The 24,928-nt window shown below is 72.3% G+C and carries 21 protein-coding genes; 8 read left to right on the forward strand and 13 right to left on the reverse strand.

Translation table 11 applies throughout. The annotated features are described in order from the left end of the window. Nucleotides 1–57 precede the first annotated feature (57 nt). The 3 genes from ABZ490_RS11245 to ABZ490_RS11255 all read right to left on the reverse strand — a co-directional run bounded on the left by ABZ490_RS11245 (nt 58) and on the right by ABZ490_RS11255 (nt 7,213). A complete protein-coding gene (locus ABZ490_RS11245; protein WP_358987761.1) occupies nt 58–1,518 on the reverse strand; it encodes a glutamate synthase subunit beta in 1,461 nt (486 codons plus the stop codon). Beyond that, nucleotides 1,511–6,109 carry a glutamate synthase large subunit gene (gltB, locus tag ABZ490_RS11250; protein ID WP_358987764.1) on the reverse strand — a complete coding sequence of 1,533 codons (4,599 nt, stop codon included), beginning with the start codon at nt 6,107–6,109 and terminating at the stop codon, nt 1,511–1,513. Before gltB ends, ABZ490_RS11245 begins: the two co-directional genes overlap by 8 nt. A 372-nt stretch (nt 6,110–6,481) precedes the next feature. Then, nucleotides 6,482–7,213 carry a VIT1/CCC1 transporter family protein gene (locus ABZ490_RS11255; RefSeq protein WP_358987767.1) on the reverse strand — a complete coding sequence of 244 codons (732 nt, stop codon included), beginning with the start codon at nt 7,211–7,213 and terminating at the stop codon, nt 6,482–6,484. Between the two features lie 283 nt (nt 7,214–7,496). On the opposite strand from ABZ490_RS11255, the gene ABZ490_RS11260 reads away from it, so the two are divergent. The 7 genes from ABZ490_RS11260 to ABZ490_RS11290 are packed head-to-tail and all read left to right on the forward strand — an operon-like array spanning nt 7,497 to nt 15,299. Then, nucleotides 7,497–8,543, forward strand: a complete 1,047-nt coding sequence (locus tag ABZ490_RS11260) for an ADP-ribosylglycohydrolase family protein (protein ID WP_358987770.1) — start codon at nt 7,497–7,499, stop codon at nt 8,541–8,543. After that, on the forward strand, nt 8,540–9,835 hold the full coding sequence (locus tag ABZ490_RS11265; RefSeq protein WP_358987773.1) for an ADP-ribosylglycohydrolase family protein: 1,296 nt from the start codon (nt 8,540–8,542) through the stop codon (nt 9,833–9,835). Before ABZ490_RS11260 ends, ABZ490_RS11265 begins: the two co-directional genes overlap by 4 nt. An 8-nt stretch (nt 9,836–9,843) precedes the next feature. Further along, nucleotides 9,844–11,013, forward strand: coding sequence for an ADP-ribosylglycohydrolase family protein (locus ABZ490_RS11270; protein ID WP_358987776.1), 1,170 nt, complete (start codon nt 9,844–9,846; stop codon nt 11,011–11,013). Further along, complete coding sequence (locus ABZ490_RS11275; protein ID WP_358987779.1) at nt 11,001–12,374, forward strand: ADP-ribosylglycohydrolase family protein; 1,374 nt, start codon at nt 11,001–11,003, stop codon at nt 12,372–12,374. The genes ABZ490_RS11270 and ABZ490_RS11275 overlap by 13 nt, the downstream gene beginning before the upstream one ends. After that, complete coding sequence (gene rbsK, locus ABZ490_RS11280) at nt 12,371–13,264, forward strand: ribokinase (RefSeq protein WP_358987782.1); 894 nt, start codon at nt 12,371–12,373, stop codon at nt 13,262–13,264. The genes ABZ490_RS11275 and rbsK overlap by 4 nt, the downstream gene beginning before the upstream one ends. Beyond that, on the forward strand, nt 13,261–14,469 hold the full coding sequence (locus tag ABZ490_RS11285; RefSeq protein WP_358987785.1) for a CoA transferase: 1,209 nt from the start codon (nt 13,261–13,263) through the stop codon (nt 14,467–14,469). Before rbsK ends, ABZ490_RS11285 begins: the two co-directional genes overlap by 4 nt. After that, nucleotides 14,466–15,299: a CoA ester lyase gene (locus tag ABZ490_RS11290; RefSeq protein WP_358987788.1), complete on the forward strand. Its 834-nt coding sequence runs from the start codon at nt 14,466–14,468 to the stop codon at nt 15,297–15,299. The genes ABZ490_RS11285 and ABZ490_RS11290 overlap by 4 nt, the downstream gene beginning before the upstream one ends. A 66-nt stretch (nt 15,300–15,365) precedes the next feature. Here ABZ490_RS11290 and lgt read toward each other — a convergent pair whose 3' ends face one another. From lgt to hisI, 10 genes are all read right to left on the reverse strand, one after another. After that, nucleotides 15,366–16,340, reverse strand: a complete 975-nt coding sequence (gene lgt / locus ABZ490_RS11295) for a prolipoprotein diacylglyceryl transferase (protein WP_358987791.1) — start codon at nt 16,338–16,340, stop codon at nt 15,366–15,368. A gap of 82 nt (nt 16,341–16,422) precedes the next feature. Then, complete coding sequence (locus ABZ490_RS11300; RefSeq protein ID WP_358987794.1) at nt 16,423–17,199, reverse strand: thioredoxin domain-containing protein; 777 nt, start codon at nt 17,197–17,199, stop codon at nt 16,423–16,425. 106 nt (nt 17,200–17,305) lie between these two features. After that, nucleotides 17,306–18,124: a tryptophan synthase subunit alpha gene (trpA, locus tag ABZ490_RS11305; protein ID WP_358987798.1), complete on the reverse strand. Its 819-nt coding sequence runs from the start codon at nt 18,122–18,124 to the stop codon at nt 17,306–17,308. Then, the gene (gene trpB / locus ABZ490_RS11310) at nt 18,121–19,404 is read right to left on the reverse strand and encodes a tryptophan synthase subunit beta (RefSeq protein ID WP_358987801.1); all 1,284 of its coding nucleotides are present in this window, start codon (nt 19,402–19,404) and stop codon (nt 18,121–18,123) included. The genes trpA and trpB overlap by 4 nt, the downstream gene beginning before the upstream one ends. A 296-nt stretch (nt 19,405–19,700) precedes the next feature. After that, nucleotides 19,701–20,510, reverse strand: a complete 810-nt coding sequence (trpC, locus tag ABZ490_RS11315) for an indole-3-glycerol phosphate synthase TrpC (RefSeq protein WP_358987804.1) — start codon at nt 20,508–20,510, stop codon at nt 19,701–19,703. Between the two features lie 122 nt (nt 20,511–20,632). Further along, nucleotides 20,633–21,067 (reverse strand): DUF2752 domain-containing protein, encoded by a 435-nt coding sequence (locus tag ABZ490_RS11320; RefSeq protein WP_358987807.1) that lies wholly within the window; start codon nt 21,065–21,067, stop codon nt 20,633–20,635. An 82-nt stretch (nt 21,068–21,149) separates the two neighbouring features. Continuing rightward, complete coding sequence (locus ABZ490_RS11325; RefSeq protein ID WP_358988035.1) at nt 21,150–21,407, reverse strand: HGxxPAAW family protein; 258 nt, start codon at nt 21,405–21,407, stop codon at nt 21,150–21,152. A 167-nt stretch (nt 21,408–21,574) separates the two neighbouring features. Further along, complete coding sequence (locus ABZ490_RS11330) at nt 21,575–22,225, reverse strand: TIGR02234 family membrane protein (protein WP_358987810.1); 651 nt, start codon at nt 22,223–22,225, stop codon at nt 21,575–21,577. Between the two features lie 67 nt (nt 22,226–22,292). Beyond that, nucleotides 22,293–23,786 (reverse strand): anthranilate synthase component I, encoded by a 1,494-nt coding sequence (locus tag ABZ490_RS11335; RefSeq protein WP_358987813.1) that lies wholly within the window; start codon nt 23,784–23,786, stop codon nt 22,293–22,295. A gap of 11 nt (nt 23,787–23,797) precedes the next feature. Further along, nucleotides 23,798–24,190 (reverse strand): phosphoribosyl-AMP cyclohydrolase, encoded by a 393-nt coding sequence (gene hisI, locus ABZ490_RS11340; RefSeq protein WP_358987817.1) that lies wholly within the window; start codon nt 24,188–24,190, stop codon nt 23,798–23,800. 83 nt (nt 24,191–24,273) lie between these two features. Here hisI and ABZ490_RS11345 point away from each other — a divergent pair, with 83 nt between their 5' ends. Then, entirely contained in the window at nt 24,274–24,909 is a 636-nt protein-coding gene (locus ABZ490_RS11345) for a TIGR03085 family metal-binding protein (RefSeq protein WP_358987820.1), read from the forward strand. The last annotated feature ends 19 nt before the right edge of the window (nt 24,910–24,928 follow it).

Below are 24,928 nucleotides of genomic sequence, written 5' to 3' on the forward strand. Positions count from 1 at the left end.
CGTTGTACGTCACGTGTGCGGGGCCCCGGTGTCGCACCGGGGCCGGTGGGGTGTCCGTCAGACCATCAGTGAGCGGTCCGTCGGGCGGATCGGGGCCGGCAGGTCGCTGGCGCCGGTGAGGAAGCGGTCGCAGCCGCGGGCGGCGGAGCGGCCCTCGGCGATCGCCCACACGATGAGCGACTGGCCGCGGCCCGCGTCACCGGCGACGAAGACGCCCGGCACATTGGTCTGGAAGTCGGCGTCGCGGGCGACGTTGCCGCGCTCGTCGAGGTCAAGACCGAACTGCTCCACAAGACCGTTGTCGCGGTCGGTGCCGGTGAAGCCCATGGCGAGGGTGACGAGCTGCGCGGGGATCTTGCGCTCGGTGCCCGGCTTCTGGGTGAGCCTGCCCTCGACGAACTCGACCTCGGCCAGGTGCAGCCACTGGACGTTGCCGTCCTCGTCGCCCTCGAAGTGGGTGGTGGAGACGGAGTAGACCCGCTCGCCGCCCTCCTCGTGCGCGGAGGTGACCTTGTAGAGCATCGGGAACGTCGGCCACGGCTGGTGCGGCGCGCGGTCCTCGCCCGGCCGGGGCATGATCTCCAGCTGGGTGACGGAGGCCGCGCCCTGGCGGTGGGCGGTGCCCACGCAGTCGGCGCCGGTGTCGCCGCCGCCGATGACGACGACGTGCTTGCCCTCGGCCGTGATCGGGGAGGTGACGTAGTCGCCCTCCTGGACCTTGTTGGCCAGCGGCAGGTACTCCATCGCCTGGTGGACGCCCTTGAGCTCACGGCCGGGGACCGGGAGGTCACGGGCGGTCGTGGCGCCGGCGGCGATGACGACCGCGTCGTACCGCTTCTTCAGGTCGGTCGCCTTGAGGTCGCGGCCGATCTCGATGCCGGTGCGGAAGCGGGTGCCCTCCGCGCGCATCTGCTCGATACGGCGGTTGATGTGCCGCTTCTCCATCTTGAACTCGGGGATGCCGTAGCGGAGGAGGCCTCCGACGCGGTCCGCGCGCTCGTAGACGGCGACGGTGTGGCCGGCCCGGGTCAGCTGCTGGGCGGCGGCGAGACCCGCCGGGCCCGAGCCGATGACGGCGACGGTCTTGCCGGAGAGGCGCTCGGGGGCCTGCGGGGCGACGGTGCCCGCGTCCCACGCCTTGTCGATGATCGAGACCTCGACGTTCTTGATGGTCACGGCCGGCTGGTTGATGCCGAGCACGCACGCCGACTCACAGGGCGCCGGGCAGAGGCGGCCGGTGAACTCCGGGAAGTTGTTCGTGGCGTGCAGGCGCTCCGACGCGGCCGACCAGTCCTCGCGGTAGGCGTAGTCGTTCCACTCGGGGATGAGGTTCCCGAGCGGACAGCCGTTGTGGCAGAACGGGATGCCGCAGTCCATGCACCGGCTGGCCTGCTTGCTGATGATCGGCAGCAGCGAGCCGGGGACGTAGACCTCGTTCCAGTCCTTGAGGCGCACGTCGACGGGGCGGGACCTGGCGACCTCGCGGCCGTGGTTCAGAAAGCCCTTCGGGTCAGCCATTGATCGCCGCCTCCATCATCTTCTCGGTGATCTCGGACTCGGAGAGTCCCGCCTGCTCGGCGGCGTCCTTGGCGGCGAGCACTGCCTTGTACGTGCTGGGGATGATCTTGCTGAAGCGGGTCACGGACGTGTCCCAGTCCACGAGGAGCTTCTCGGCGACCGTGGAGCCGGTCTCCTCGGCGTGCCGGCGCACGACGTCGTGCAGCCACTGCGCGTCCGCGGCGTCCAGCGCCTCCACGGAGTCCAGGTTGCCGACGTTGACGTTGTCGCGGTCGAGGTCGATCACATAGGCGACACCGCCGGACATGCCGGCTCCGAAGTTGCGGCCCGTCTCACCGAGGACCACCGCGCGACCGCCGGTCATGTACTCGCAGCCGTGGTCGCCCACGCCCTCCGAGACGACCAGCGCGCCGGAGTTGCGGACGCAGAACCGCTCACCGGTGCGGCCGCGCAGGAACAGCTCGCCGCCGGTCGCGCCGTACGCGATGGTGTTGCCCGCGATGGTGGAGTACTCGGCGAGGTGGTCGGCGCCCCGGTCGGGACGGACGATCACCCGGCCGCCGGAGAGGCCCTTGCCGACGTAGTCGTTGGCGTCGCCCTCCAGGCGCAGCGTGACACCGCGCGGGAGGAAGGCGCCGAAGGACTGGCCCGCGCTGCCGGTGAAGGTGATGTCGATGGTGTCGTCGGGCAGGCCCGCGCCGCCGAACTTCTTCGTCACCTCGTGGCCGAGCATGGTGCCGACCGTGCGGTTGATGTTGCGGACCTTGACCTGGGCGCGCACCGGCTGGGCCTCGGTGGCGTCGGAGGCGGCCAGGGCGTCGGCGGCGAGCTTGATCAGCTCGTTGTCGAGCGCCTTCTCCAGACCGTGGTCCTGGGCGACGGCGTGGTGCAGCACCGCGCCCTCGGGCAGCTCGGGGACGTAGAACAGCGGGGCCAGGTCGAGGCCCTGCGCCTTCCAGTGGTCGACGGCGCGCTGCACGTCGAGGACCTCGGCGTGGCCGACGGCCTCCTCGATGGAGCGGAAGCCCAGCTCGGCCAGCAGCTCGCGGACCTCCTGCGCGATGAACGTGAAGAAGTTCACCACGTACTCGGCCTTGCCGGAGAAGCGGTCGCGCAGGACCGGGTTCTGGGTGGCGATGCCGACCGGGCAGGTGTCCAGGTGGCAGACGCGCATCATGACGCAGCCGGAGACGACGAGCGGCGCGGTCGCGAAACCGAACTCCTCGGCGCCGAGCAGCGCGGCGATGACGACGTCACGGCCGGTCTTGAGCTGACCGTCGGTCTGGACGACGATCCGGTCGCGCAGGCCGTTGAGCAGCAGGGTCTGCTGGGTCTCGGCGAGGCCGAGCTCCCAGGGGCCGCCCGCGTGCTTGAGCGAGGTCAGCGGGGACGCGCCCGTGCCGCCGTCGTGGCCGGAGATGAGCACGACGTCCGCGTGCGCCTTGGACACACCGGCCGCGACCGTGCCGACGCCGACCTCGGAGACCAGCTTCACGTGGATCCGCGCCTGCGGGTTCGCGTTCTTCAGGTCGTGGATCAGCTGGGCGAGGTCTTCGATGGAGTAGATGTCGTGGTGCGGCGGCGGGGAGATCAGACCGACACCGGGGGTGCTGTGCCGGGTCTTGGCGACCCACGGGTAGACCTTGTGGCCGGGCAGCTGGCCGCCCTCGCCGGGCTTGGCGCCCTGGGCCATCTTGATCTGGATGTCGTCCGCGTTGACCAGGTACTCGCTCGTCACGCCGAAGCGGCCGGAGGCGACCTGCTTGATCGCGGAGCGGCGCGCCGGGTCGTACAGGCGCTCCGGGTCCTCGCCGCCCTCACCGGTGTTGGACTTGCCGCCCAGCTGGTTCATGGCGATGGCGAGGGTCTCGTGCGCCTCCATGGAGATGGAGCCGTACGACATGGCGCCGGTGGAGAAGCGCTTGACGATCTCGGAGACCGGCTCGACCTCGTCGATCGAGATGGCTTCCCGGTCGCTGCTGAACCCGAACAGACCGCGGAGCGTCATCAGGCGCTCGGACTGCTCGTTCACCCGGTCCGTGTACTTCTTGAAGATGTCGAAGCTGCCCGAGCGCGTCGAGTGCTGGAGGCGGAAGACCGTCTCCGGGTCGAACAGGTGCGGCTCGCCCTCGCGGCGCCACTGGTACTCGCCGCCGATCTCCAGCGCGCGGTGCGCGGGAGCGATGCCGGAGGCCGGGTAGGCCTTGGCGTGGCGGGCGGCGACCTCCTGGGCGACGACGTCGATGCCGACGCCGCCGATCTTGGTGGCGGTGCCGTTGAAGTACTTCTCCACGAAGGCGTCGTCGAGACCGACGGCCTCGAAGACCTGGGCGCCGCGGTAGGAGGCGACGGTGGAGATGCCCATCTTGGACATGACCTTCAGGACGCCCTTGCCGAGGGCGTAGATCAGGTTGCGGATGGCCTTCTCGGACTCGATGTCCGACAGGAAGGTGCCGGCGCGGACCAGGTCCTCGACGGACTCCATCGCCAGGTACGGGTTGACGGCGGCGGCGCCGAAACCGATCAGCAGGGCGACGTGGTGGACCTCGCGGACGTCACCGGCCTCGACCAGCAGGCCCACCTCGGTGCGCTGCTTGGTGCGGATGAGGTGGTGGTGGACGGCCGCGGTGAGCAGCAGCGAGGGGATCGGCGCGTGCTCGGCGTCCGAGTGGCGGTCCGACAGGACGATCAGCCGGGCGCCGTTGTCGATGGCGGCGTCGGCCTCGGCGCAGATCTCGTCGATGCGCGCGGCGAGGGCGTCACCGCCGCCGTGCACCCGGTACAGGCCGGAGAGCGTCGCGGCCTTGAAGCCGGGCATGTCGCCGTCGGCGTTGATGTGGATGAGCTTGGCCAGCTCGTCGTTGTCGATCACCGGGAAGGGCAGGGTGACCGTACGGCAGGAGGCGGCCGTCGGGTCCAGCAGGTTGCCCTCGGGGCCCAGCGAGGAGCGCAGGGAGGTGACCAGCTCCTCGCGGATCGCGTCCAGCGGCGGGTTGGTGACCTGCGCGAACAGCTGGGTGAAGTAGTCGAAGAGCAGGCGCGGGCGCGAGGACAGCGCGGCGATCGGCGAGTCGGTGCCCATGGAGCCGATCGGCTCGGCGCCGGCCTTGGCCATCGGCGCGAGGATGACGCGCAGCTCCTCCTCGGTGTAGCCGAAGGTCTGCTGGCGGCGGGTGACCGAGGCGTGGGTGTGCACGATGTGCTCACGCTCGGGCAGGTCGCCCAGCTCGATCTCGCCGGCCTCGAGCCACTCGGCGTACGGGGCCTCGGCGGCGAGCTGCGCCTTGATCTCGTCGTCCTCGATGATGCGGTGCTCGGCGGTGTCGACGAGGAACATCTTGCCGGGCTGGAGGCGGCCCTTGCGGACGACCTTGGCGGGGTCGATGTCGAGGACGCCGACCTCGGAGCCGAGGACGACGAGGCCCTCGTCGGTGACCCAGTAGCGGCCGGGGCGCAGACCGTTGCGGTCGAGGACCGCGCCGACCTGGGTGCCGTCGGTGAAGGTGACACAGGCCGGGCCGTCCCAGGGCTCCATCATCGTGGAGTGGAACTGGTAGAAGGCGCGCCGGGCCGGGTCCATGGAGTCGTGGTTCTCCCACGCCTCCGGGATCATCATCAGCACGGAGTGCGGCAGCGAGCGGCCACCGAGGTGGAGCAGCTCGAGCACCTCGTCGAAGGACGCCGAGTCGGAGGCGTCCGGCGTACAGACGGGGAAGATCCGCTCGATGGCGTTCTCCTCCGGGCCGAACAGGTCGGAGACGAGCTGCGACTCACGGGCGCGCATCCAGTTGCGGTTGCCCTTGACGGTGTTGATCTCACCGTTGTGCGCGACGAAGCGGTACGGGTGCGCGAGCGGCCACGACGGGAAGGTGTTCGTGGAGAAGCGCGAGTGGACGAGCGACACGGCCGAGGCGAAGCGGCGGTCGGACAGGTCCGGGAAGAAGGGCTCGAGCTGGCCGGTGGTCAGCATGCCCTTGTAGACGATCGTGCGGGCGGAGAGCGACGGGAAGTACACGCCGGCCTCGCGCTCGGCGCGCTTGCGCAGCACGAACGCCTTGCGGTCGAGGGCGATACCCTCGCTGGCGCCGTCCATGACGAAGATCTGCCGGAAGGCCGGCATCGTCGAGCGGGCGGTGGCGCCGAGCAGCTCGGGGGCGACGGGGACGTCGCGCCAGCCGAGCACGGTCAGGCCCTCGTCGGCGGCGATCGTCTCGATCCGCGAGACGATCTCCTCGGTGCCCTGCTCGGGCAGGAAGGCGATGCCGACGGCGTAGGAGCCGGCCTCGGGCAGCTCGAACCCGGTCACCTCGCGGAAGAACGCGTCGGGGACCTGGGTGAGGATGCCCGCGCCGTCGCCGGAGTCCGGCTCGGAGCCGGTGGCGCCGCGGTGCTCGAGGTTGCGCAGAACGGTCAGCGCCTGCTCGACCAGCGTGTGGCTCGCCTCACCGGTGAGGGTGGCCACGAAGCCGACGCCGCAGGCGTCGCGCTCGTTGCGGGGGTCGTACATACCCTGCGCAGCAGGGCGAGCATCCATGAAGGACCAGTTCTGGCCATTCGCGGAATGCTGGGACGGCTGGCGCGGCGTACGCATCGGCTCTCCCGTCGTCGTCTCAAGTGGCATATCTGCGTGCCGAGGGACGACGTTGGCCCTCTGCGTGTGCGCAAAATTTCGTGCAGGTTACATGATGGAGCGGTTCTCGGGAACCGGATACTCCGTTCCAACATGCGGACGCCACGGGCGTGCGGCGGGGGTACCGTGCGCGTGGCTGAAAGTGTGTGGGGGGATCGAACGGGACAGATCGGTGTCCGTCGATCCGGGGCGGGAAGAGCGTCGTCGTTCACCCCGCGAGTGCGCCGCAGGCGTCTTTGCCCACAGCGCTTACGGCTCATGCCCGCTGGTTAAGCTCTCGAAACCAGTCAGTAACGGCTACTTATGCGGCCCATCGCATAAGTAGCAGTCGAACTATCCTACGGCCGTTCCGAACAAACTGCCCAGGGCGTACGTCACACCGGCCGCGGCACCACCGAGGGCGAGCTGCCGCAGCCCGCTGTACCACCAGGTCCGCGCGGTCACCCGGGCCACCACGGCCCCGCAGGCGAACAGCCCGAACAGCGCCAGCAGCACGGCCGGCCACAGGGTGCTCGCACCGAGCAGATACGGCAGTACGGGCAGCAGCGCGCCGAGCGCGAAGGAGCCGAAGCTCGACACCGCGGCGACCAGCGGCGAGGGCAGGTCGGAGGGGTCGATGCCCAGCTCCTCGCGGGCGTGGATCTCCAGCGCCTGCTCGGGGTCGCGGGAGAGCTGCGCGGCGACCTGCCGGGCGAGGTCGGCGTCGACGCCCCGGGCCTCGTACAGGGCGGCGAGCTCGGCCTCCTCGTCCTGGGGGTGCTTGCGCAGCTCCCGGCGCTCGACGTCCAGCTCGGCCTCGACGAGTTCACGCTGCGAGGCGACGGAGGTGTACTCGCCGGCGGCCATGGAGAAGGCGCCGGCGGCCAGCCCGGCCAGCCCGGTCAGCACCACGGCCTGCTGACCGACGGCCCCGCCGGCCACACCGGTCATCAGGGCGAGGTTGGAGACCAGGCCGTCCATCGCGCCGAAGACGGCGGGGCGCAGCCAGCCGCCGTTCACATCCCGGTGCGTGTGGTTGTCGCGGTGCGCCTCGTGGAGCGGTGCCTCGATGTCGATGACGGCCATGAAGATCCCCCAGAGAACGGAGCAAGGAAGGTGAGCCAAAGCTAACTTTGGACAGATTCTAATTTCTGACAACGCCAAAGTACGTCGCTTTCTTCCCCCTCGCCAGCAAGGAAAGGCTCGGCTAACCTGCGCTTTTACCCTCGCGCGCTCATTCGATCGGGAGTCTGCACAAATGTCGACCGGGTGATATGAGGGCATCCGAGGCTCGGGTCAACCGCCGATGGTGGGACACATCCGCAAACGGTTCCGCGTCCGTGCGGAGCCGGCGGAGGAGAGGCCCTGCATGCCAACCATCCGTGAACGAGCCCGCGGCGCCCTGCTCGGCCTCGCCGTCGGAGACGCCCTCGGGGCACCGGCCGAGAACCTGAAGCCCTCCGAGATCCGCGCCCGCTGGGGCCGTATCACGGGCTATGTCAGCGACCGGCCGGCCGGCACGGACGACACCGAGTACACGATCTTCTCGGGTCTGCTCCTCGCCCGGCACGGCTCGGCCCTCACCCAGGCGCACGTCGAGGCCGCCTGGCACGAGTGGATCGCCGACCGCGACGAGGGCCCCTTCCGGGGCGCCGGCTTCAGCGAGCGCGGCACGCTGGAGAACCTGCGCCGGGGCCTGGCCGCCCCGATCTCCGCCCAGCACCGCCACGCCTGGAGCGACGGGCTGGCCATGCGCGCGGCCCCCTTCGGGGTCTTCGCGGCGGGCCGCCCCGCCGAGGCGGCCCGCCTCGTCGCCGTCGACGGCGCGGTGAGCCACGACGGCGAGGGCATCTACGGCGGCCAGGCGGTCGCGGCGGGCGTGGCGGCGGCGATGGGAGGCGCACCGACGACCGCGGTGGTCGCCGCCGCGCTCGCCGTCGTCCCCGAGGACTCCTGGACGGCCCGCTCCCTGCGCCGCGCGGTGGCCGTCGCGCACCGGGGCGAACGGGCGGTGCGCTCCGCCGTCGTCATCGGCGGCTACCCCTGGACCGACCTCGCCCCCGAGGCCGTCGCGCTCGCCTTCGGCGCGTACGCGGCGGCGGACGGCGACTTCCCGGAGGCGGTGCTGACAGCCGTCAACATGGGCCGCGACGCCGACACCACCGCGGCGGTGGCCGGCGCCCTCGCCGGCGCCACCCAGGGCGTCCCTGCGATCCCCACCACCTGGGCGGCGGCCATCGGCCCGGCGCGCGGCACCTGCCTGCCCGCCATGGCCGGCCACCACATCCTCGACGTGGCGGAACTCCTGGTCCCGGACGACGGCGGCAAATGGGGAGCGGACCTGGTGACCCCGGAATCGATCACGGACCTCCTCCACCGCGTCCACGACACCACCACGACGGAGGTCCCGGCATGAAACCACCAGGACCATGGGACGAGGGCGCACCCTCGGGAACGGCGGACGAAAGGGGAGCGGCGGAGCCGGACGAACCCGCGGACGCCGACGGCGGGTACGCCCCACCGGGGCCACCCGCAACCGACGACGAAACCCGCACGGGTGGTGCGGGTGAGAAACGACGGGCCGACGGCGAGGCCGGGGCCCGCGTCCACGGCCTCCTCCTCGGCCTCGCCGCAGGCGACGCCGCCGGCTGGCCCGCCGCCCGCCACCGCGCCTCCCGCATGCCCGACTGGACCCGCCGCCTCACCCGCGAACTCGACACCTTCGCCGAACACAACGCGACGACCACCCTCCCCGTCCCCATCGCCCTCAACCAACCCCCCGAACCCCTCCGCCTCGGCCCCTCCGACGACGCCGAATGGGCCGCCTTCGCCGCAGAAGCGGTCCTCAGGGCGGGCGACGACACCGCCCTCGGCGACCTCAGCCGGGAACGCCGTATGCGCGCCGCCATCGACCTCACCTGGAACGCCCTGGCCTGCGAGATCGCGGCGGCAGCCGACCGCGCCCCCGAGATCGAGTCCGCCGTCCTCCCCCTGCGCGCCCGCATCTCCGTCCGCGCCGGCCTCGGCAACCTCGCCGCCGGCCTGCGGCCCCCCGCCACCGGTCACGACAACCCGCACTACTTCGACGACGCCGCCTGCGTCCGCGCCTGCGTCCTCGCCGTGGCCCACCCCGGCGACCCCCGACTCGCCGCCGAACTGGCCGAGTTCGACGCCCGCTACACCCAGGACGGCGACGGCGTGCACGGCGCCCGCGCGATGGCCGCGGCCGTCTCCCTCGCCCTGACCGGCGCACCCCCCGAGGTCTGTACGGCCGCGGCCCTCGCCGAACTCCCCGAGCACACCGAGATCGGCCGCAACGCCCGCCACGCCCTGCGCCTCGCGCACGAGGCCGACAGTGCCTTCGCCCTGATCCCCCTCCTGGAACACCAGATCGTCGACCACGTCTACAGCTACGGCATCGCCGCCGCCGAGACGGTCCCGGTGGCCCTGGCCCTGGTCGGCGCCGCCGAGGGCCGGATCAACGAAGCGGTACCGGCGGCGGCCTGTCTGTCCCGGGTCGCCGACTCGGCCCCGGCGCTGGCGGGCGCGCTGGCGGGCGCCCTCGGCGGCAACGACGCGATCCCCGCCGCCTGGCGCGACGCCTGCCGCGTCCTCTCCGGCTGCGCGCTCCCCCGCCTCACCGGCACCGATCTCGTGGAACTCGCCGAACTCCTGGAAGCGACACAACCGGCGCCACCAGGAGGATGATTCGGGGCATGACGCCCAAAGAAACAGAAACCTCTCTGGAAGAACGGATCACCGGGGCCCTCGTGGGCGCGGCGGTCGGCGACGCCCTGGGCGGCCCCGTCGAGGGCTACTCCCCCGACCGGATCGTGGAACGGCACGGCGGCCGCGTCCACGGCGTCGTCGGCCCCTGGAACGGCGACGCCTGGCGCACCGCCCGCCCGATCGCGCCGTACCACAAGGGCGACGGACACATCACCGACGACACCTTGATGACCCATGCCCTGATCAGGGTCTACGACCGGGTCCGCGACCACCTGGACGCGTACGCGATCACGGACCACCTGGTCCCCGACCTGATGACGACCCCCCGCTGGATCCCGGAACTGGAGACCGAGGCCCTCCCCCTGCACCGGCTCTTCCTGGCGGAGAAATGGCTGGTGACCAGGCTCCACTACGGCCACGCGGACCCCCGCGAGGCCGGTACCGGCAACATCGTCAACTGCGGTGCGGCGATGTACATGGCCCCGGTCGGCCTGGTCAACGCGGCGCACCCGGCGGGCGCGTACGCCGAGGCCCTGGACATCGCGGGCGCCCACCAGTCCTCGTACGGCCGTGAGGCGGCGGGCGTCTTCGCGGCGGCCGTGGCGGCGGCCTGCGCCCCGGACGCCACCCCGGACTCGGTCGTCACCGCCTGCCTCGCCCTGGCCAAGGACGGCACGCGCACCGCGATCGAGAAGGTCTGCGAAGAGGCCTCCCGGCACCGGGACTTCGAGTCGGCGCTGCTCCCGCTGCGGGAGGCGGTGGCCCCGTACGACACGGTGGGTCCCGACTACCGGGCCCCCTCCCTGGCCGCCCGCCGCCCCTCCCGTCTGCACGCGATCGAGGAACTCCCGATCGCCCTGGGCATGCTGCTGGTGGCGGGCGGCGACTACCGCCACGCGGTGCTCGGCGCGGTGAACTACGGCCGGGACTGCGACTCGATCGCCACGATGGCGGGCGCGCTGGCGGGCGCCCTCGGCTCCCCGGTCCCCGACGACTGGTCGAAGCAGGTCGCGGAGGCGAGCCGCCTGGACCTCTGGGAACCGCCCCGCACCCTGGCCCGGGTCGCCCGGGAGATCTTCGCGAAGGACGTCCGGGCCCGCCGCTCCCACGAGACGGCGTTCACCACCCTGCTCGGAGGCCGGGAATGCTCCGCCTGACCTGGGTCCAGCCGGAGGACCTCCTGGGCCACGAACTGCGCCAGGCGACGGAGGACGGCCGCGAACCCTGGGCCGTCGCAGCCCGCTGGCGCGCGGCAGGCGGCCCAGAGGCCCCGGCCGGAGCGGGAGCGTCCACCCGACGCGCCTCCCGTTATCTGCGCCAGCTGGCGGAGGACCTGCTGGACGAACTAGCCGATCTCCCCAGCAGGTTGGCGGAGGACGAGCCGACGGAGCTGACCGCGATCCGGCGCAGCTGCGACTGGCCCCGCCCGGCCGCGGCCGTTCCCTCCGCCCCCACCCCGGCCGCCCTGGAAGCCGCCTGGCTCGGCCGGGCGGTCGGCTGCCTCCTCGGCAAACCCGTGGAGAAGCTCCCCCTCGACGCGATCCGCGCCCTGGCCGGAAGCACCGGCAACTGGCCCCTGAACACCTACTTCACCGCGCGAGGCGTACCGCGGGCCCTCCTCACCGACCACCCCTGGAACCGCCGCTCCGCCACCACCTCCCTCGCCGAGAACATCGACGGCATGCCCGAGGACGACGACCTCAACTACCCCCTCCTCAACCTCCTCCTGCTCCAACGCCACGGCCCCACCTTCACCTCCACAGACGTGGCGAAACTCTGGCTCGACGAACTGCCCCCCGGCCGCACCTTCACCGCCGAACGCATCGCCTTCCGCAACCTCCTCTCCGGCATCGAACCCCCGCACACCGCCCGCCACCGCAACCCCTTCCGCGAATGGATCGGCGCCCTCATCCGCGCCGACGTCCACGGCTGGACCAACCCCGGCAACCCGGGAACGGCCGCGGAACAGGCCCACCGCGACGCCACCCTCACCCACACCGCCAACGGCGTCTACGCGGCGATGTTCACGGCGGCCACCCTCGCTACGGCCGCGACCGGCGCGCACGACATCCACACCTGCCTCCGCACCGGCCTCACGGTGGTCCCACCCCGCTCCCGCCTCACGAAGGCCGTCACCCACGCGATCCAACTCGCGCATACGCACACCGACTTCGACACGGTCGTGGACGAACTCCACACCGTCCACAAGGATGTGCACTGGGTCCACGCGATCCCCAACACCGCCCTGATCGCCGCCGCCCTCACCCACGCCGACGGCGACTTCACCGGCTCGATCTGCCGCGCGGTGTCCGGCGGTTGGGACACCGACTCCAACGGCGCGACGGCGGGCAGCATCGCCGGACTCCTCGCCGGCGACCCCGCCGCCCTCCCCGCCCGCTGGACGGCCCCGCTGAAGAACCGCCTCGCCACCTCCGTCACCGGCTTCGACGGCAGCGGTTTCGACGCCCTCGCCCACCTCACCTGGTCCCTCACCCACCGGGAGGCATCCCGCCCATGACCGACATCGTCGTGCTCGGCAGCACGAACATGGACCTCGTCGCCTACGTCGAGAAGGCCCCACAGCGCGGGGAGACCGTGACGGGACGGGAGTTCCGTACGATCCCCGGCGGCAAGGGCGCCAACCAGGCGATCGCCGCCGCCCACGCCGGAGGCACCGTCTCGATGATCGGCGCGGTCGGCAACGACGCCTTCGGCGCCCGGCTGCGCTCCTCCCTGGAGCACTCGGGTGTCAACACCGACCACCTGCGCACGGTCGAGTTCCCGTCCGGCACCGCGCACATCGTCGTGGACGACGAGGGCGGCAACGCGATCGTCGTCGTCCCCGGCGCCAACGGCACCGTCGACCACCTCGCCCCCGGCGACGAGGGCCTCATCGCCTCCGCCGACGCGCTCCTGCTCCAGCTGGAGATCCCGCTGCCCGCGGTCGTCGCGGGCGCCCGCGCGGCCCGCGCCCACGGGGTCCGTACGATCCTCACCCCGGCCCCCGCCCAGCCCCTGCCGCCCGAACTGCTCGCCGCCACCGACCTGCTGGTGCCCAACGAGCACGAGGCGACCACGCTCACCGGCCGCACCGACCCCCGCGAGGCCGCCGCCGCCCTGCTGGAGCTGGTCCCGGAGGTCGTCATCACCCTCGGGGCGGCCGGCAGCCTGCACGCCGCGCGCGGCGCCGAGCCGTTCACCGTCCCCGCCCCGCAGGTCGCCGCCGTCGACTCCACCGGCGCGGGCGACACCTTCGTCGGCTCCCTCGCGGTCGCCCTCGGCGAGGAACGGCCCGTACGGGAGGCCCTGGCCTGGGCGGCCGCGGCGGCCGCGCTCTCGGTCCAGCGGCCGGGCGCCTCCGCGTCGATGCCGTACCGCTCCGAGATCGAGAAGCAGTACACGTCATGACCGGGACCGCCACCGCAACCGTCCCGCCGCTGCACGGTCTGCGCGTCCTCGACCTCGCCACCCTCTTCGCCGGCCCGCTCGCCGCCACCCTGCTCGGCGACTTCGGCGCGGAGGTCGTCAAGGTCGAGCACCCCACGAAACCCGATCCGTCCCGGGGCCACGGCCCCTCCAAGGACGGCATCGGTCTGTGGTGGAAGCTCCTCGGCCGCAACAAACGCACGATCACCCTGAACCTCTCCACCCCCGGAGGCCGCGCCACCCTGCTGCGGCTCGCCGCCGACGCCGACGTGATCGTCGAGAACTTCCGCCCGGGCACCCTGGAGAAGTGGGACCTCGGCTGGGAGGAGCTGTCCGCCGCCAACCCCCGGCTGGTCCTCACCCGGGTCACCGCCTTCGGCCAGTTCGGGCCCTACGCCCACCGCCCCGGCTTCGGCACGCTCGCCGAGGCGATGAGCGGCTTCGCCGCGATCACCGGGGAGCCGGACGCGCCGCCGACGCTCCCGCCGTTCGGCCTCGCCGACTCCATCACCGCCCTGGCCACCGCCTACGCCGTCATGACCGCCCTCGCCGCCCGGGAGCGCACCGGCCGCGGCCAGGTCGTGGACATGGCGATCATCGAGCCGATGCTCGCGGTCCTCGGCCCGCAGACCCTCTGGTACGACCAGCTCGGATACGTCCAGCAGCGCACCGGCAACCGCTCCGCCAACAACGCCCCGCGCAACACCTACCGCACGGCCGACGGCACCTGGGTCGCCGTCTCCACCTCGGCCCAGTCGATCGCGGAACGCGTGCTGCGCCTGGTCGGCCGCCCGGAGCTGATCGACGAGCCGTGGTTCGCGACGGGCGCCGGCCGGGCCGAACACGCCGACGTCCTCGACCGGGCCGTCGGCACCTGGATCGCGGCCCGCCCCCGCACCGAGGTGCTCGCCGCCTTCGAGAAGGCGGAGGCCGCCGTCGCCCCGGTCCAGGACGTACGGGACGTGATGGACGACCCCCAGTACCAGGCCCTTGGCACGGTCACCGCCGTGGACGACCCGGAGCTGGGGCGGATCCGTATGCAGAACGTCCTGTTCCGGCTCTCGGCGACCCCCGGCGCGATCCGCTGGACCGGCCGCCCGCACGGCGCCGACACCGACGAGGTGCTCACGGAGCTGGGCCTGACCCCGGCCGAGCTGGCCGCCCTGCGAGCGGAGGGCGCCCTGTGACCCCGTTCCCGCTGACCTGGCTGTACGCCCCCGGGGACCGCCCGCACACCGTCACCAAGGCCCTCGCCTCGGGCGCCGACGTCGTGATCATCGACCTGGAGGACGCGGTCGCCCCCGACCGCAAGACCTACGCCCGCAAGGCCACCGCCGAACGCCTCGCCGAGCCCCAGCCCGTCCCGGTGCACGTCCGGGTGAACGCCCTCGACGGACCGCTGGCCTCCGCCGACCTCCAGGCGGTGGCCGCCCTGCCGGGCGTGGCGGGACTGCGGCTGCCGAAGGTGACGGCCCCGCACCAGATCACCCGCATCGCCGAGACCACCGCTCCCGCCGACGGCGGGGCACCCCCGCTCCACGCCCTGCTGGAGAGCGCCCTCGGCATCGAACACGCCTTCGCCATCGCCGGCGCGCACCCGGCCCTGCGGGGCATCGCCCTCGGCGAGGCCGACCTCCGCGCCGACCTGGGCATCCGCGCCGACGCGGGCCTCGACTGGTGCCGCTCCCGGGTCGTCGTCGCGGCCCGCGCCGCGGGACTCGCCCCGCCGCCGCAGTCCGTCCACCCCGACACCCGGGACCTCAACGGCCTCGCGGCCTCCTGCGCCCATGGCCGCACCCTCGGCTTCCTGGGCCGCGCCGCGATCCACCCGCGCCAGCTCCCCATCATCGAGCGCGCCTATCTGCCCACCGAGCAGGAACTGGACGAGGCCGAGACGATCGTCAAGGCGGCGGTGACGGAACAGGGCGCCCAGGCCCTGCCGGACGGCCGCTTCATCGACGCGGCGGTGGTGGCGGCGGCCCAGCGCACGTTGTCCCTCGCGACCCGCCACGGCTGATCTCCTTCCGGCACGACGGAGGGCGCCCGGCAGACCCGGGCGCCCTCGACGTCGTAGAACCAGCCGTCAGCTCTTCTTGGCCGCCGACTCGGCCTCGTCCTTCTCCTCGACCTCAGCCTCGACCTCAGCCTTGTCCTCGGCCTTGTCCTCGGTCTTGTCGCCGGCCTTGTCCTCCGGGTCGCTCTTCGACTCGTCCGCACCGTCGGTTTCGGCCTCGCCGTCGGAGACACCGGGCTCGACGACCTCTTCCCGGCCCGGCCGCTTCTTCGCCGACACCACGATGTAGATCACCGCGAGCAGGAAGACGATCAGTGCGGTCCAGTCGTTCAGCCGCAGACCGAGGATGTGGTGGGCGTCGTCGACGCGCATGTACTCGATCCACGCCCGGCCCACGCAGTACGCCGCGACGTACAGCGCGAACGCCCGGCCGTGCCCGAGCTTGAAGCGGCGGTCCGCCCAGATGACGAGGAGGGCGACACCGATGCACCACAGGGACTCGTACAGGAAGGTCGGGTGGTAGTAGCCCGGCACCCGGCCGTCCGCGGAGGACGTGATGTGCAGGGCCCAGGGCAGGTCGGTCGGCTTGCCGTACAGCTCCTGGTTGAACCAGTTGCCCCAGCGGCCGATGGCCTGCGCGAGGGCGATACCGGGGGCGATGGCGTCGGCGTAGGCGGGCAACGGGATGCCCCGGCGGCGGCAGCCGATCCAGGCGCCGACGGCCCCGAGGGAGATCGCGCCCCAGATACCGAGGCCGCCCTCCCAGACCTTGAAGGCGTCCACCCAGTCACGGCCCTCGGTGAAGTAGAGCTCGTAGTCCGTGATCACGTGGTAGAGCCGTCCGCCGACCAGGCCGAAGGGCACCGCCCAGACCGCGATGTCGGCCACCGTGCCGACCCGCCCGCCCCGGGCGAGCCAGCGCTTGTTGCCGAGCCAGACCGCGACGAAGACGCCGATGATGATGCAGAACGCGTAGCCGCGCAGCGGAATGGGGCCGAGGTACAGCACCCCGCGCGACGGGCTGGGAATGTAGGCAAGTTCCATGGCAGGTCCGACGCTACCCTGCCGCACCGGGCCCACGGCGGGCGGCCCGGCTACGGCTCCATAACGGGCCGGTGAGAAACGCTCACCCCTGGTTGGCCTCCTCCACCATCTGCTTGAACTTCGCCGGAGTCATCGTCTGGTCCTGGTAGATGTTCTTGCCGTTGAACAGCACGGTCGGCGTGCCGCCGAAGCCGCCGCTCTGGAAGGCCTGGTTGGACTTCACGACCCAGCTGGTGTGCGTGCCCTTCTCGACACAGGCGCGGAACGCCGGCGTGTCGAGGCCGTCGACCTTGCCGGCCAGCTCGATCAGCTTGCTGTTCTTGCTGAAGGCGTCGTCCGTCTCCTCCGGCTGGTTCTCGTACAGCACGTCGTGGTACGCGGTGAACTTTCCGGCGTCCTGGGCGCAGGCCGCCGCGTTGGCCGCGTTGCGGGAGCCGCTGCCGCCCATGTTGCCGTCGATGAGGGTGGCCAGGTGGTACTCGACGCGGAGCTTCCCGGCGCCGGTCAGTTCGTGGATCGTCGGTCTGTACGCCGTCTCGAATGCCTTGCAGGCCGGACAGCGGAAGTCCTCCCACACGGTGAGCGTGGCCCTGGCGTCGTCCTTGCCGACCGGGATCGCCAGGGCGTCCTTGCCCTGGGCCCCCGAGGGCGCCACGACGGGGCCGGACTTGGCGCTGTCCTCGTCCTTGCCGGAGTTCGCCGCGACGACACCGATCACCGCGGCCAGGCCCAGCACACAGACGACGCTGGCGCCGACGATCAGTGTGCGCCGCCGCCGCTCGGCGGCCTTCTGCTTCTCGCGCTCCACCGCCAGCCGCTCCCGGGCGGTGCGCTTTCCCTCACGATTCTTCTCGCTCACACCCCCAGAACGAACCGGGGAGGCGCATTGCGCCTCCCCGGTCCCAGGTCCACCCGTACGGGTGAACCACACGAAATGTCCCGCTCTGTTACGCCCGTCCGCCCGGTTACGCCTGTCCGCGCACGCCCTTCGCCAGCTCCCCGGCGAGCGCACGGACGGCCTCGACGCCGGCCGCGGCGTCCGGGGCCTCCAGCATCCGCTTGACGAAGGCCGAGCCGACGATCACCCCGTCGGCGAAGCCGGCGACCTCGGCGGCCTGACGGGCGTCGGAGACGCCGAGGCCGACGCAGACCGGCAGGCCGGAACCGGTGGCCCGGGTGCGTTCGACCAGGTCCTGGGCCTGCGCGCCGACCGACTCACGGGTGCCGGTGACGCCCATCAGCGAGGCGGCGTAGACGAAGCCGCTGCCCGCCGCGGTGATCTGCGCGAGCCGCTCGTCCTTGCTGCTGGGCGCCACGACGAAGACCGTCGCGAGGCCGTGCTTGTCGGCGTGCTCCCTCCACAGCCCCGCCTCCTGCACCGGCAGGTCGGGCAGGATGCAGCCCGCGCCGCCCGCCTCGGCCAGCTCGGCGGTGAACCGCTCGACGCCGTAGCGGTCGATGGGGTTCCAGTACGTCATGACGAGCACCGGCTTCCCGGTGGCCTCGTGGGCCTCCTTCACCGTGCGCATGACGTCCGCGATCCTGACGCCGCCGCGCAGGGCGATGTCGTCGGCGGTCTGGATGACCGGGCCGTCGAGGACGGGGTCGCTGTGCGGCAGACCGACCTCGACGACGTCCGCGCCGCCGTCGAAGACGGCCTTGATCGCCTCGATGCCGCCGTCCACGGTCGGGAACCCGGCCGGGAGGTAGGCGATGAGCGCGGAGCGCCCCTCGGCCTTCGCGGCGGCGAGGGTGTCCGACAGCAACTGGATGTTCCCGCTCACCGGGCGTCCCCCTCGATCTCGGCGACGTCGGCGGCGTTGGCCGCGACCTCGGCGTCGGTGTCGTACAGCCCGAAGTAGCGGGCGGCCGTGTCCATGTCCTTGTCGCCGCGGCCGGACAGGTTGACGACGATCAGGCCGTCCTTGCCCAGCTCCTTGCCGACCTCCAGCGCGCCGGCGAGGGCGTGCGCGGACTCGATGGCCGGGATGATGCCCTCGGTGCGCGACAGCAGCCGCAGGGCCTGCATCGCGGCGTCGTCGGTGACCGCGCGGTACTCGCCGCGGCCGCTGTCCTTGAGGTAGGAGTGCTCGGGGCCGATGCCCGGGTAGTCCAGGCCCGCCGAGATGGAGTACGGCTCGGTGATCTGACCCTCGTCGTCCTGGAGCACGTAGGAGCGCGAACCGTGCAGGATGCCGGGCTCGCCTGCGGTGAGGGTCGCCGCGTGCTCGCCGGTCTCCACGCCGTGGCCGGCCGGCTCGCAGCCGATCAGCCGGACGGAGGCGTCCGGGATGAAGGCGTGGAAGAGGCCGATGGCGTTGGAGCCGCCGCCGACGCAGGCGATCGCCGCGTCGGGGAGGCGTCCGGCGCGCTCCAGGAGCTGGCGGCGGGCCTCGACGCCGATCACCCGGTGGAAGTCGCGGACCATCGCCGGGAAGGGGTGGGGACCGGCGACCGTGCCGAAGAGGTAGTGGGTGCGGTCGACGTTGGCCACCCAGTCGCGGAACGCCTCGTTGATGGCGTCCTTCAGGGTGCGGCTGCCGGACTTCACCGCGACGACCTCGGCGCCGAGCATGCGCATCCGGGCGACGTTGAGGGCCTGACGCCGGGTGTCGATCTCCCCCATGTAGATCGTGCACTCGAGGCCGAACAGGGCGCAGGCGGTGGCCGTGGCCACGCCGTGCTGGCCCGCGCCGGTCTCGGCGATGACCCTCGTCTTGCCCATGCGCTTGGTGAGCAGGGCCTGGCCGAGGACATTGTTGATCTTGTGGGAGCCGGTGTGGTTGAGGTCTTCCCGCTTCAGGAAGATCGTCGCTCCGCCGGCGTGCTCGGCGAACCGCGGCACCTCGGTCAGGGAGCTGGGGCGGCCGGTGTAGTGGACCAGCAGGTCGTCGAGTTCGCGGGCGAACTCCGGGTCGTGCTTGGCCTTGTCGTACTCGACGGCCACCTCGTCCACGGCGGCGACGAGGGCCTCCGGGATGAACTTGCCGCCGAACGCGCCGAAGTAGCCTTCGGCGGTGGGGACGTGACCCTCGGGGTCGGGAATGAAGAAGTCGCTGGGCATGCGGAAACCTCACGGTGAGTGTTGGTCGAAACACGATTCGCCGTGGGGGCGGGGGTTGTCGGACGGCGTCAGGCCGTCAGTGGCTTGTCGCGCAGTTCCCCGCGCCCCTGAAGGGCACGCTGCCATCGACGTCCGTTGACCTGTCCCGGTTCGTCTCCGATGACGTACCGCACGCGACGGCCGTGGACACGCCTCGCCGGGGCTCGGCAGCCCCTCGGGCGGCAGCCGCGCGCGAGGCGGGCGTACCGGTCCACGGTCGTCACGGTGAGAGTCATCGGGGTCAGCCTAGCGGGTGATCAGCCCCGGCCGTGGCGCAGTGCGGGATGTTCGCCCGCCGCCACCAGGTCCGCCACCGCCGTCTTCGGGTCGCGGCCCGTCACCAGGGACTCGCCGACCAGGACCGCGTCGGCGCCCGCGTTGGCGTACGCGATGAGGTCGTGGGGGCCGCGGACGCCGGACTCGGCGACCTTGACGATGTGGTCGGGGATCTCGGGGGCGACCCGCTCGAAGGTGGAGCGGTCGACCTCGAGGGTCTTCAGGTTGCGCGCGTTGACGCCGATGATCCGGGCGCCCGCGTCGACCGCGCGCTCGACCTCCTCCTCGTCGTGCACCTCGACGAGCGGGGTGAGACCGATGGAGACGGCGCGCTCGATCAGCGACTCCAGGGCCGGCTGGTCGAGGGCGGCCACGATCAGCAGCGCGAGGTCGGCGCCGTGCGCGCGGGCCTCCCAGAGCTGGTACGCGGTGACGATGAAGTCCTTGCGCAGGACCGGGATGTCCACCCGCGCGCGGACGGCGTCCAGGTCGGCCAGGGAACCGCCGAAGCGGCGCTCCTCGGTGAGGACGGAGATGACGGCGGCGCCGCCCGCCTCGTAGTCGGCGGCCAGGCCGGCCGGGTCGGCGATGGCGGCCAGCGCGCCCTTGGACGGGCTGGAGCGCTTGACCTCGCAGATCACCTTGACGCCGTCGCCCTTGAGCGCGGCGACGCCGTCCTTGGCGGCGGGCGCCTTGGCCGCGCGCTCCTTGAGCTCGTCGAGGCTGACGCGCGCCTGCCGCTCCGCGAGGTCGGCCCGGACTCCGTCGATGATCTCGTCGAGCACACTCACGCGAGCGGCCCCCTTTCACGCAACCAGTGGAAAACGATGGTCACTGCGATGGTATCCGCAGGAGGGGTGCGGCCTCACATCCGGTGGAGCGCGGTCCCACTACCTGGACGTTCGGTCATTGATCAAGGGTGCAGCCAGCCACCGAACGGCAGGTTCCGGACAACCGTGAAGACCAGCACCAAGGCGCCCAGCGACCACAGGGCGACCGGGGAGAGGTCGATCCGCAGGGGCCGTCCGCGGACCGCGCGGACCACCCAGACGGTCCACAGGACGGCGAAGAGCAGATAGCCGGCCACCGCGAGCGCGTTGGCGTGCAGGGCGGTGAGGAGGTCCCCGTGGACGACGGCGTGCGCGCTGCGCAGACCGCCGCAGCCGGGGCAGTACAGGCCCGTGACACGCAACAGGGGGCAGACGGGGTAGTGGCCGGGTTCGTTGGGGTCGACGGCGCCGACGTAGGCGAAGGCCCCGGCGACGGCGGCGAGGATCCCGGCGGGCACGGCCAGGCGTCCCGCGGCCGTGGTCGTCACGCGCTGGCTGTCGGCGTTCACGTCTCGCATTGTGCCCCGCGCGGGACGCACACGCGCGTGAGGGGCGGCCGGTGTGCTCACCGGCCGCCCCTCACGGGGAGTCTGCGGACGCTCAGCCCTCGGCGGCGGCGGGCTCGGCCTTCACCGTCGCCGCAGCCTTGCGCACCGGGTGGGTGTCCTTCGGCTGCCCCAGTCCGGCGGCGCGCATGGCGGCACCGACGACCCCGCTGAGGGCCACGATCGCCATGCCGGCCCAGAAGCCCACGGGCTGGGCCATCACCATGAACGCGCCCGCGACGCAGAAACCGATGATGGCGATGGTGACACCGGTCCAGGCGGCCGGGGTGTGTCCGTGGCTGCTGCCCGCCATGACTTGCTCCTCATTGCTGTCCATGTCGCCGACTGTGTGTCGCTGACTGTGTGTCCGTCCGAGCCGGGGGCTCGTGGTCCATTGTCCCGTACGCGCACGCGTGGCGGACGCGGGGGTGGCTTCCGTTCGCGTCTGGTTCACCACATCGGGAAGCCGTGCCCTGCCGGTCAGGCGGGGTCGGCGCCGGTCGGGTCCTCGCCGCGGTCCAGGGCCTTCCAGATCTCCTCGGGCCGCTCGGGGTCCACGGGCTTGGCGGCCCGCCGCTGACGGGGGGCGCCGGAGCGTTCGTAGCGGCCGGACATGGCGGGCCACTGGCGGCCGTAGCGCAGGGCCAGCAGGCCCGCGAGGAGGATGAGGACACCGCCGACGACCGCGACGTAGGGCCAGGCGGTGTGGGTGAAGGAGGCGACGGAGGCGGAGGTGTCGCCGGAGGCCCGCGCGGCCTGTTCGTCGAGCGCGGAGTCGTCGGAGGCGCCGGTCAGGGCGGCCACGGCGATGCCGGCGCCGGAGAGCGCGAGGAGGGCGGAGACCGCGAGCCGGCCGGCCTTGCGGACGGCGAAGACGGCGACGAGCGCGGCGAGACCGACTATGGCGAGCGCCGCGGGCACGCCCGTGACATCGCTGCCCCTGGCGGTGAGGGCGAAGGGGCCGCCGGCCACCGTCGCCGTGCCCTCGGACCAGCGCTGCCGGGTGGAGAGCAGGGCCACGGCTGCGCCCAGCGCACCGGACAGCAGGGCGAGGCCGAGGCTCAGCCGGCCGGCCCGGGCGGAGGCGGCGGATACGGAACGGGGGTGAGGTACAGCAGTCACGGGGTCCACTATCGCCTGAACCCCGGGCGAAGCGTCACCCGGGGCTCAGTGATTCGCGCCCCACCGCGCGGGAGGGCTACTTCACGAGCCGGTTCGCGGTGTGGACCGCGCGCAGGACCGCGGCCGCCTTGTTGCGGCACTCCTCGTCCTCGGCGACGGGGTCGGAGTCGGCGACGATGCCCGCACCGGCCTGGACGTAGGCGGTGCCGTCGCGCAGCAGGGCGGTGCGGATGGCGATGGCGGTGTCCGAGTCGCCGGCGAAGTCCAGGTAGCCCACGCAGCCGCCGTACAGGCCGCGCCGGGACGGCTCCAGCTCGTCGATGATCTGCATGGCGCGGGGCTTGGGCGCGCCGGAGAGGGTGCCGGCGGGGAAGCAGGCGGTGAGGACGTCGAAGGCGGTGCGGCCCGGGGCGACCTTGCCGGTCACGGTCGAGACGATGTGCATGACGTGCGAGTACCGCTCGATGGACATGAAGTCGACGACCTCGACGGAGCCGGGCTCGCAGACCCGCCCCAGGTCGTTGCGGCCGAGGTCGACGAGCATGAGGTGCTCGGCGCGCTCCTTGGGGTCGGCGAGGAGTTCGTCGGCGAGGGCCTGGTCCTCCTGCGGGGTGGCGCCGCGGTGCCGGGTGCCGGCGATGGGGTGGACCATGGCCTGCCCGTCCTCGACCTTGACCAGGGCCTCGGGGGACGAGCCGACGACGTCGAAGGCACCGCCCTCGCCGTCGGAGAAGCGGAACAGGTACATGTACGGCGAGGGGTTGGTGGCCCGCAGGACGCGGTAGACGTCCAGCGCGCTCGCCGTGCACGGCGTCTCGAAGCGCTGGGAGGGGACGACCTGGAAGGCCTCGCCCGCGCGGATGCGCTCCTTGATGTCCTCGACGGCCTCCCGGAAGTCGGGGCCGCCCCACAGCGCGGTGTACTCGGGCAGTTCGGAGGGCGGCAGTACGGCCGGGGGCTGGGCCACCGCGCGCGTGAGGTCGGCCTCCATGGCGTCGAGGCGGGCCACCGCGTCCGCGTGGGCCTCGTCGACGCCGGTGTCGAGGTCGTTGTGGTTGATCGCGTTGGCGATCAGCAGGACCGAGCCCTCCCAGTGGTCCATGACGGCGAGGTCGCTGGTGAGGAGCATGGTCAGCTCGGGCAGCCGCAGGTCGTCGCGCTCGCCGGGGCCGATCTTCTCCAGGCGGCGCACGATGTCGTAGCCGAGGTAGCCGACCATGCCGCCGGTGAAGGGCGGCAGGCCCTCCTGGTGGGGGGTGTGCAGGGCCTCGATGGTGGCGCGCAGCGCGGCGAGCGGGTCGCCGTCGACGGGGACGCCGACGGGCGGGGCGCCGAGCCAGTGGGCCTGTCCGTCGCGGGCCGTCAGGGTCGCCGCGGACCGGACGCCCACGAAGGAGTACCGGGACCACGAGCGGCCGTTCTCCGCGGACTCCAGCAGGAAGGTGCCGGGGCGCTCGGCGGCGAGCTTGCGGTAGAGCGCGACCGGGGTGTCGCCGTCGGCGAGGAGCTTGCGGGTGACCGGGATGACCCGTCGGTCGGTGGCCAGCTTGCGGAACGTCTCGAGGTCCATGGCGGCTGACCTTACTGATCCGAGGCGGTTACGCCGGAATCGGCGTCCTTGAGGAGCACGTCGGCGTCGAAGCAGGTGCGCGCGCCGGTGTGGCAGGCGGCGCCGACCTGGTCGACCTGGACCAGCAGGGTGTCGGCGTCGCAGTCCAGCGCCACGGACTTCACCCACTGGAAGTGGCCGGAGGTGTCGCCCTTGACCCAGTACTCACGGCGGCTGCGCGACCAGTAGGTGCAGCGGCCGGTGGTGAGGGTGCGGTGCAGCGCCTCGTCGTCCATCCAGCCGAGCATGAGCACCTCACCGGTGTCGTACTGCTGGGCGATGGCGGGGACGAGCCCGTCGGCGCTGCGCTTCAGGCGCGCGGCGATCCCGGGGTCCAGGCTGGTGGGCGGGGGCGTGCTGGTCATGGGTGCCATTGTGCCGCGCGCGACGGAGGGTGACGGGCCGGTGTCCACTGTGCGGACCCCGTACGTGGTCGTAGGCTGACAGCATGTCGACTTTCGCCAAGCGTGAACGGCTCCTTCTCGCCGACCTCTTGGAGACGGCCGGTCCGGGCGCCCCGACCCTCTGCGAGGGCTGGGAGACGCAGGACCTGGCCGCGCACGTGGTGGTGCGCGAGCGTCGTCCGGACGCCGCCGGGGGCATCCTGATCAAGCAGCTGGCACCGCGGCTGGACAAGGTGATGGCGGAGTTCGCGGCCAAGCCGTACGAGGAGCTGATCCAGCTGATCCGTACCGGCCCGCCGCGCTTCTCACCCTTCCAGCTGAAGCAGATCGACGAGGCGTCCAACACGATCGAGTTCTACGTCCACACCGAGGACGTGCGGCGGGCGCAGCCCGACTGGACGGGCCGGGAGCTCGACCCGGTCTTCCAGGACGCCCTGTGGTCCCGGCTGGAGCGCACGGCACGGCTGATGGGCCGCGGTGCCCCGACCGGTCTGGTGCTGCGCCGCGCGGACGGCCGTACGGTGGTCGCACAGCGCGGCGCGCCGGTGGTGACGGTCACCGGGGAGCCGTCGGAGCTGCTGCTGTTCCTGTACGGCCGGCAGAGCGCCGCGAAGGTGGAGCTGGACGGCGACGAGGACGCCGTCGAGAAGCTGCACAGCGGCAGGCAGCTCGGCATCTGAGCGGGCTGAATCCGAGCGG

The organism is Streptomyces sp. NPDC005811 (genome assembly GCF_040630405.1).
In the GTDB taxonomy this organism is placed as follows: Bacteria; Actinomycetota; Actinomycetes; order Streptomycetales; family Streptomycetaceae; genus Streptomyces.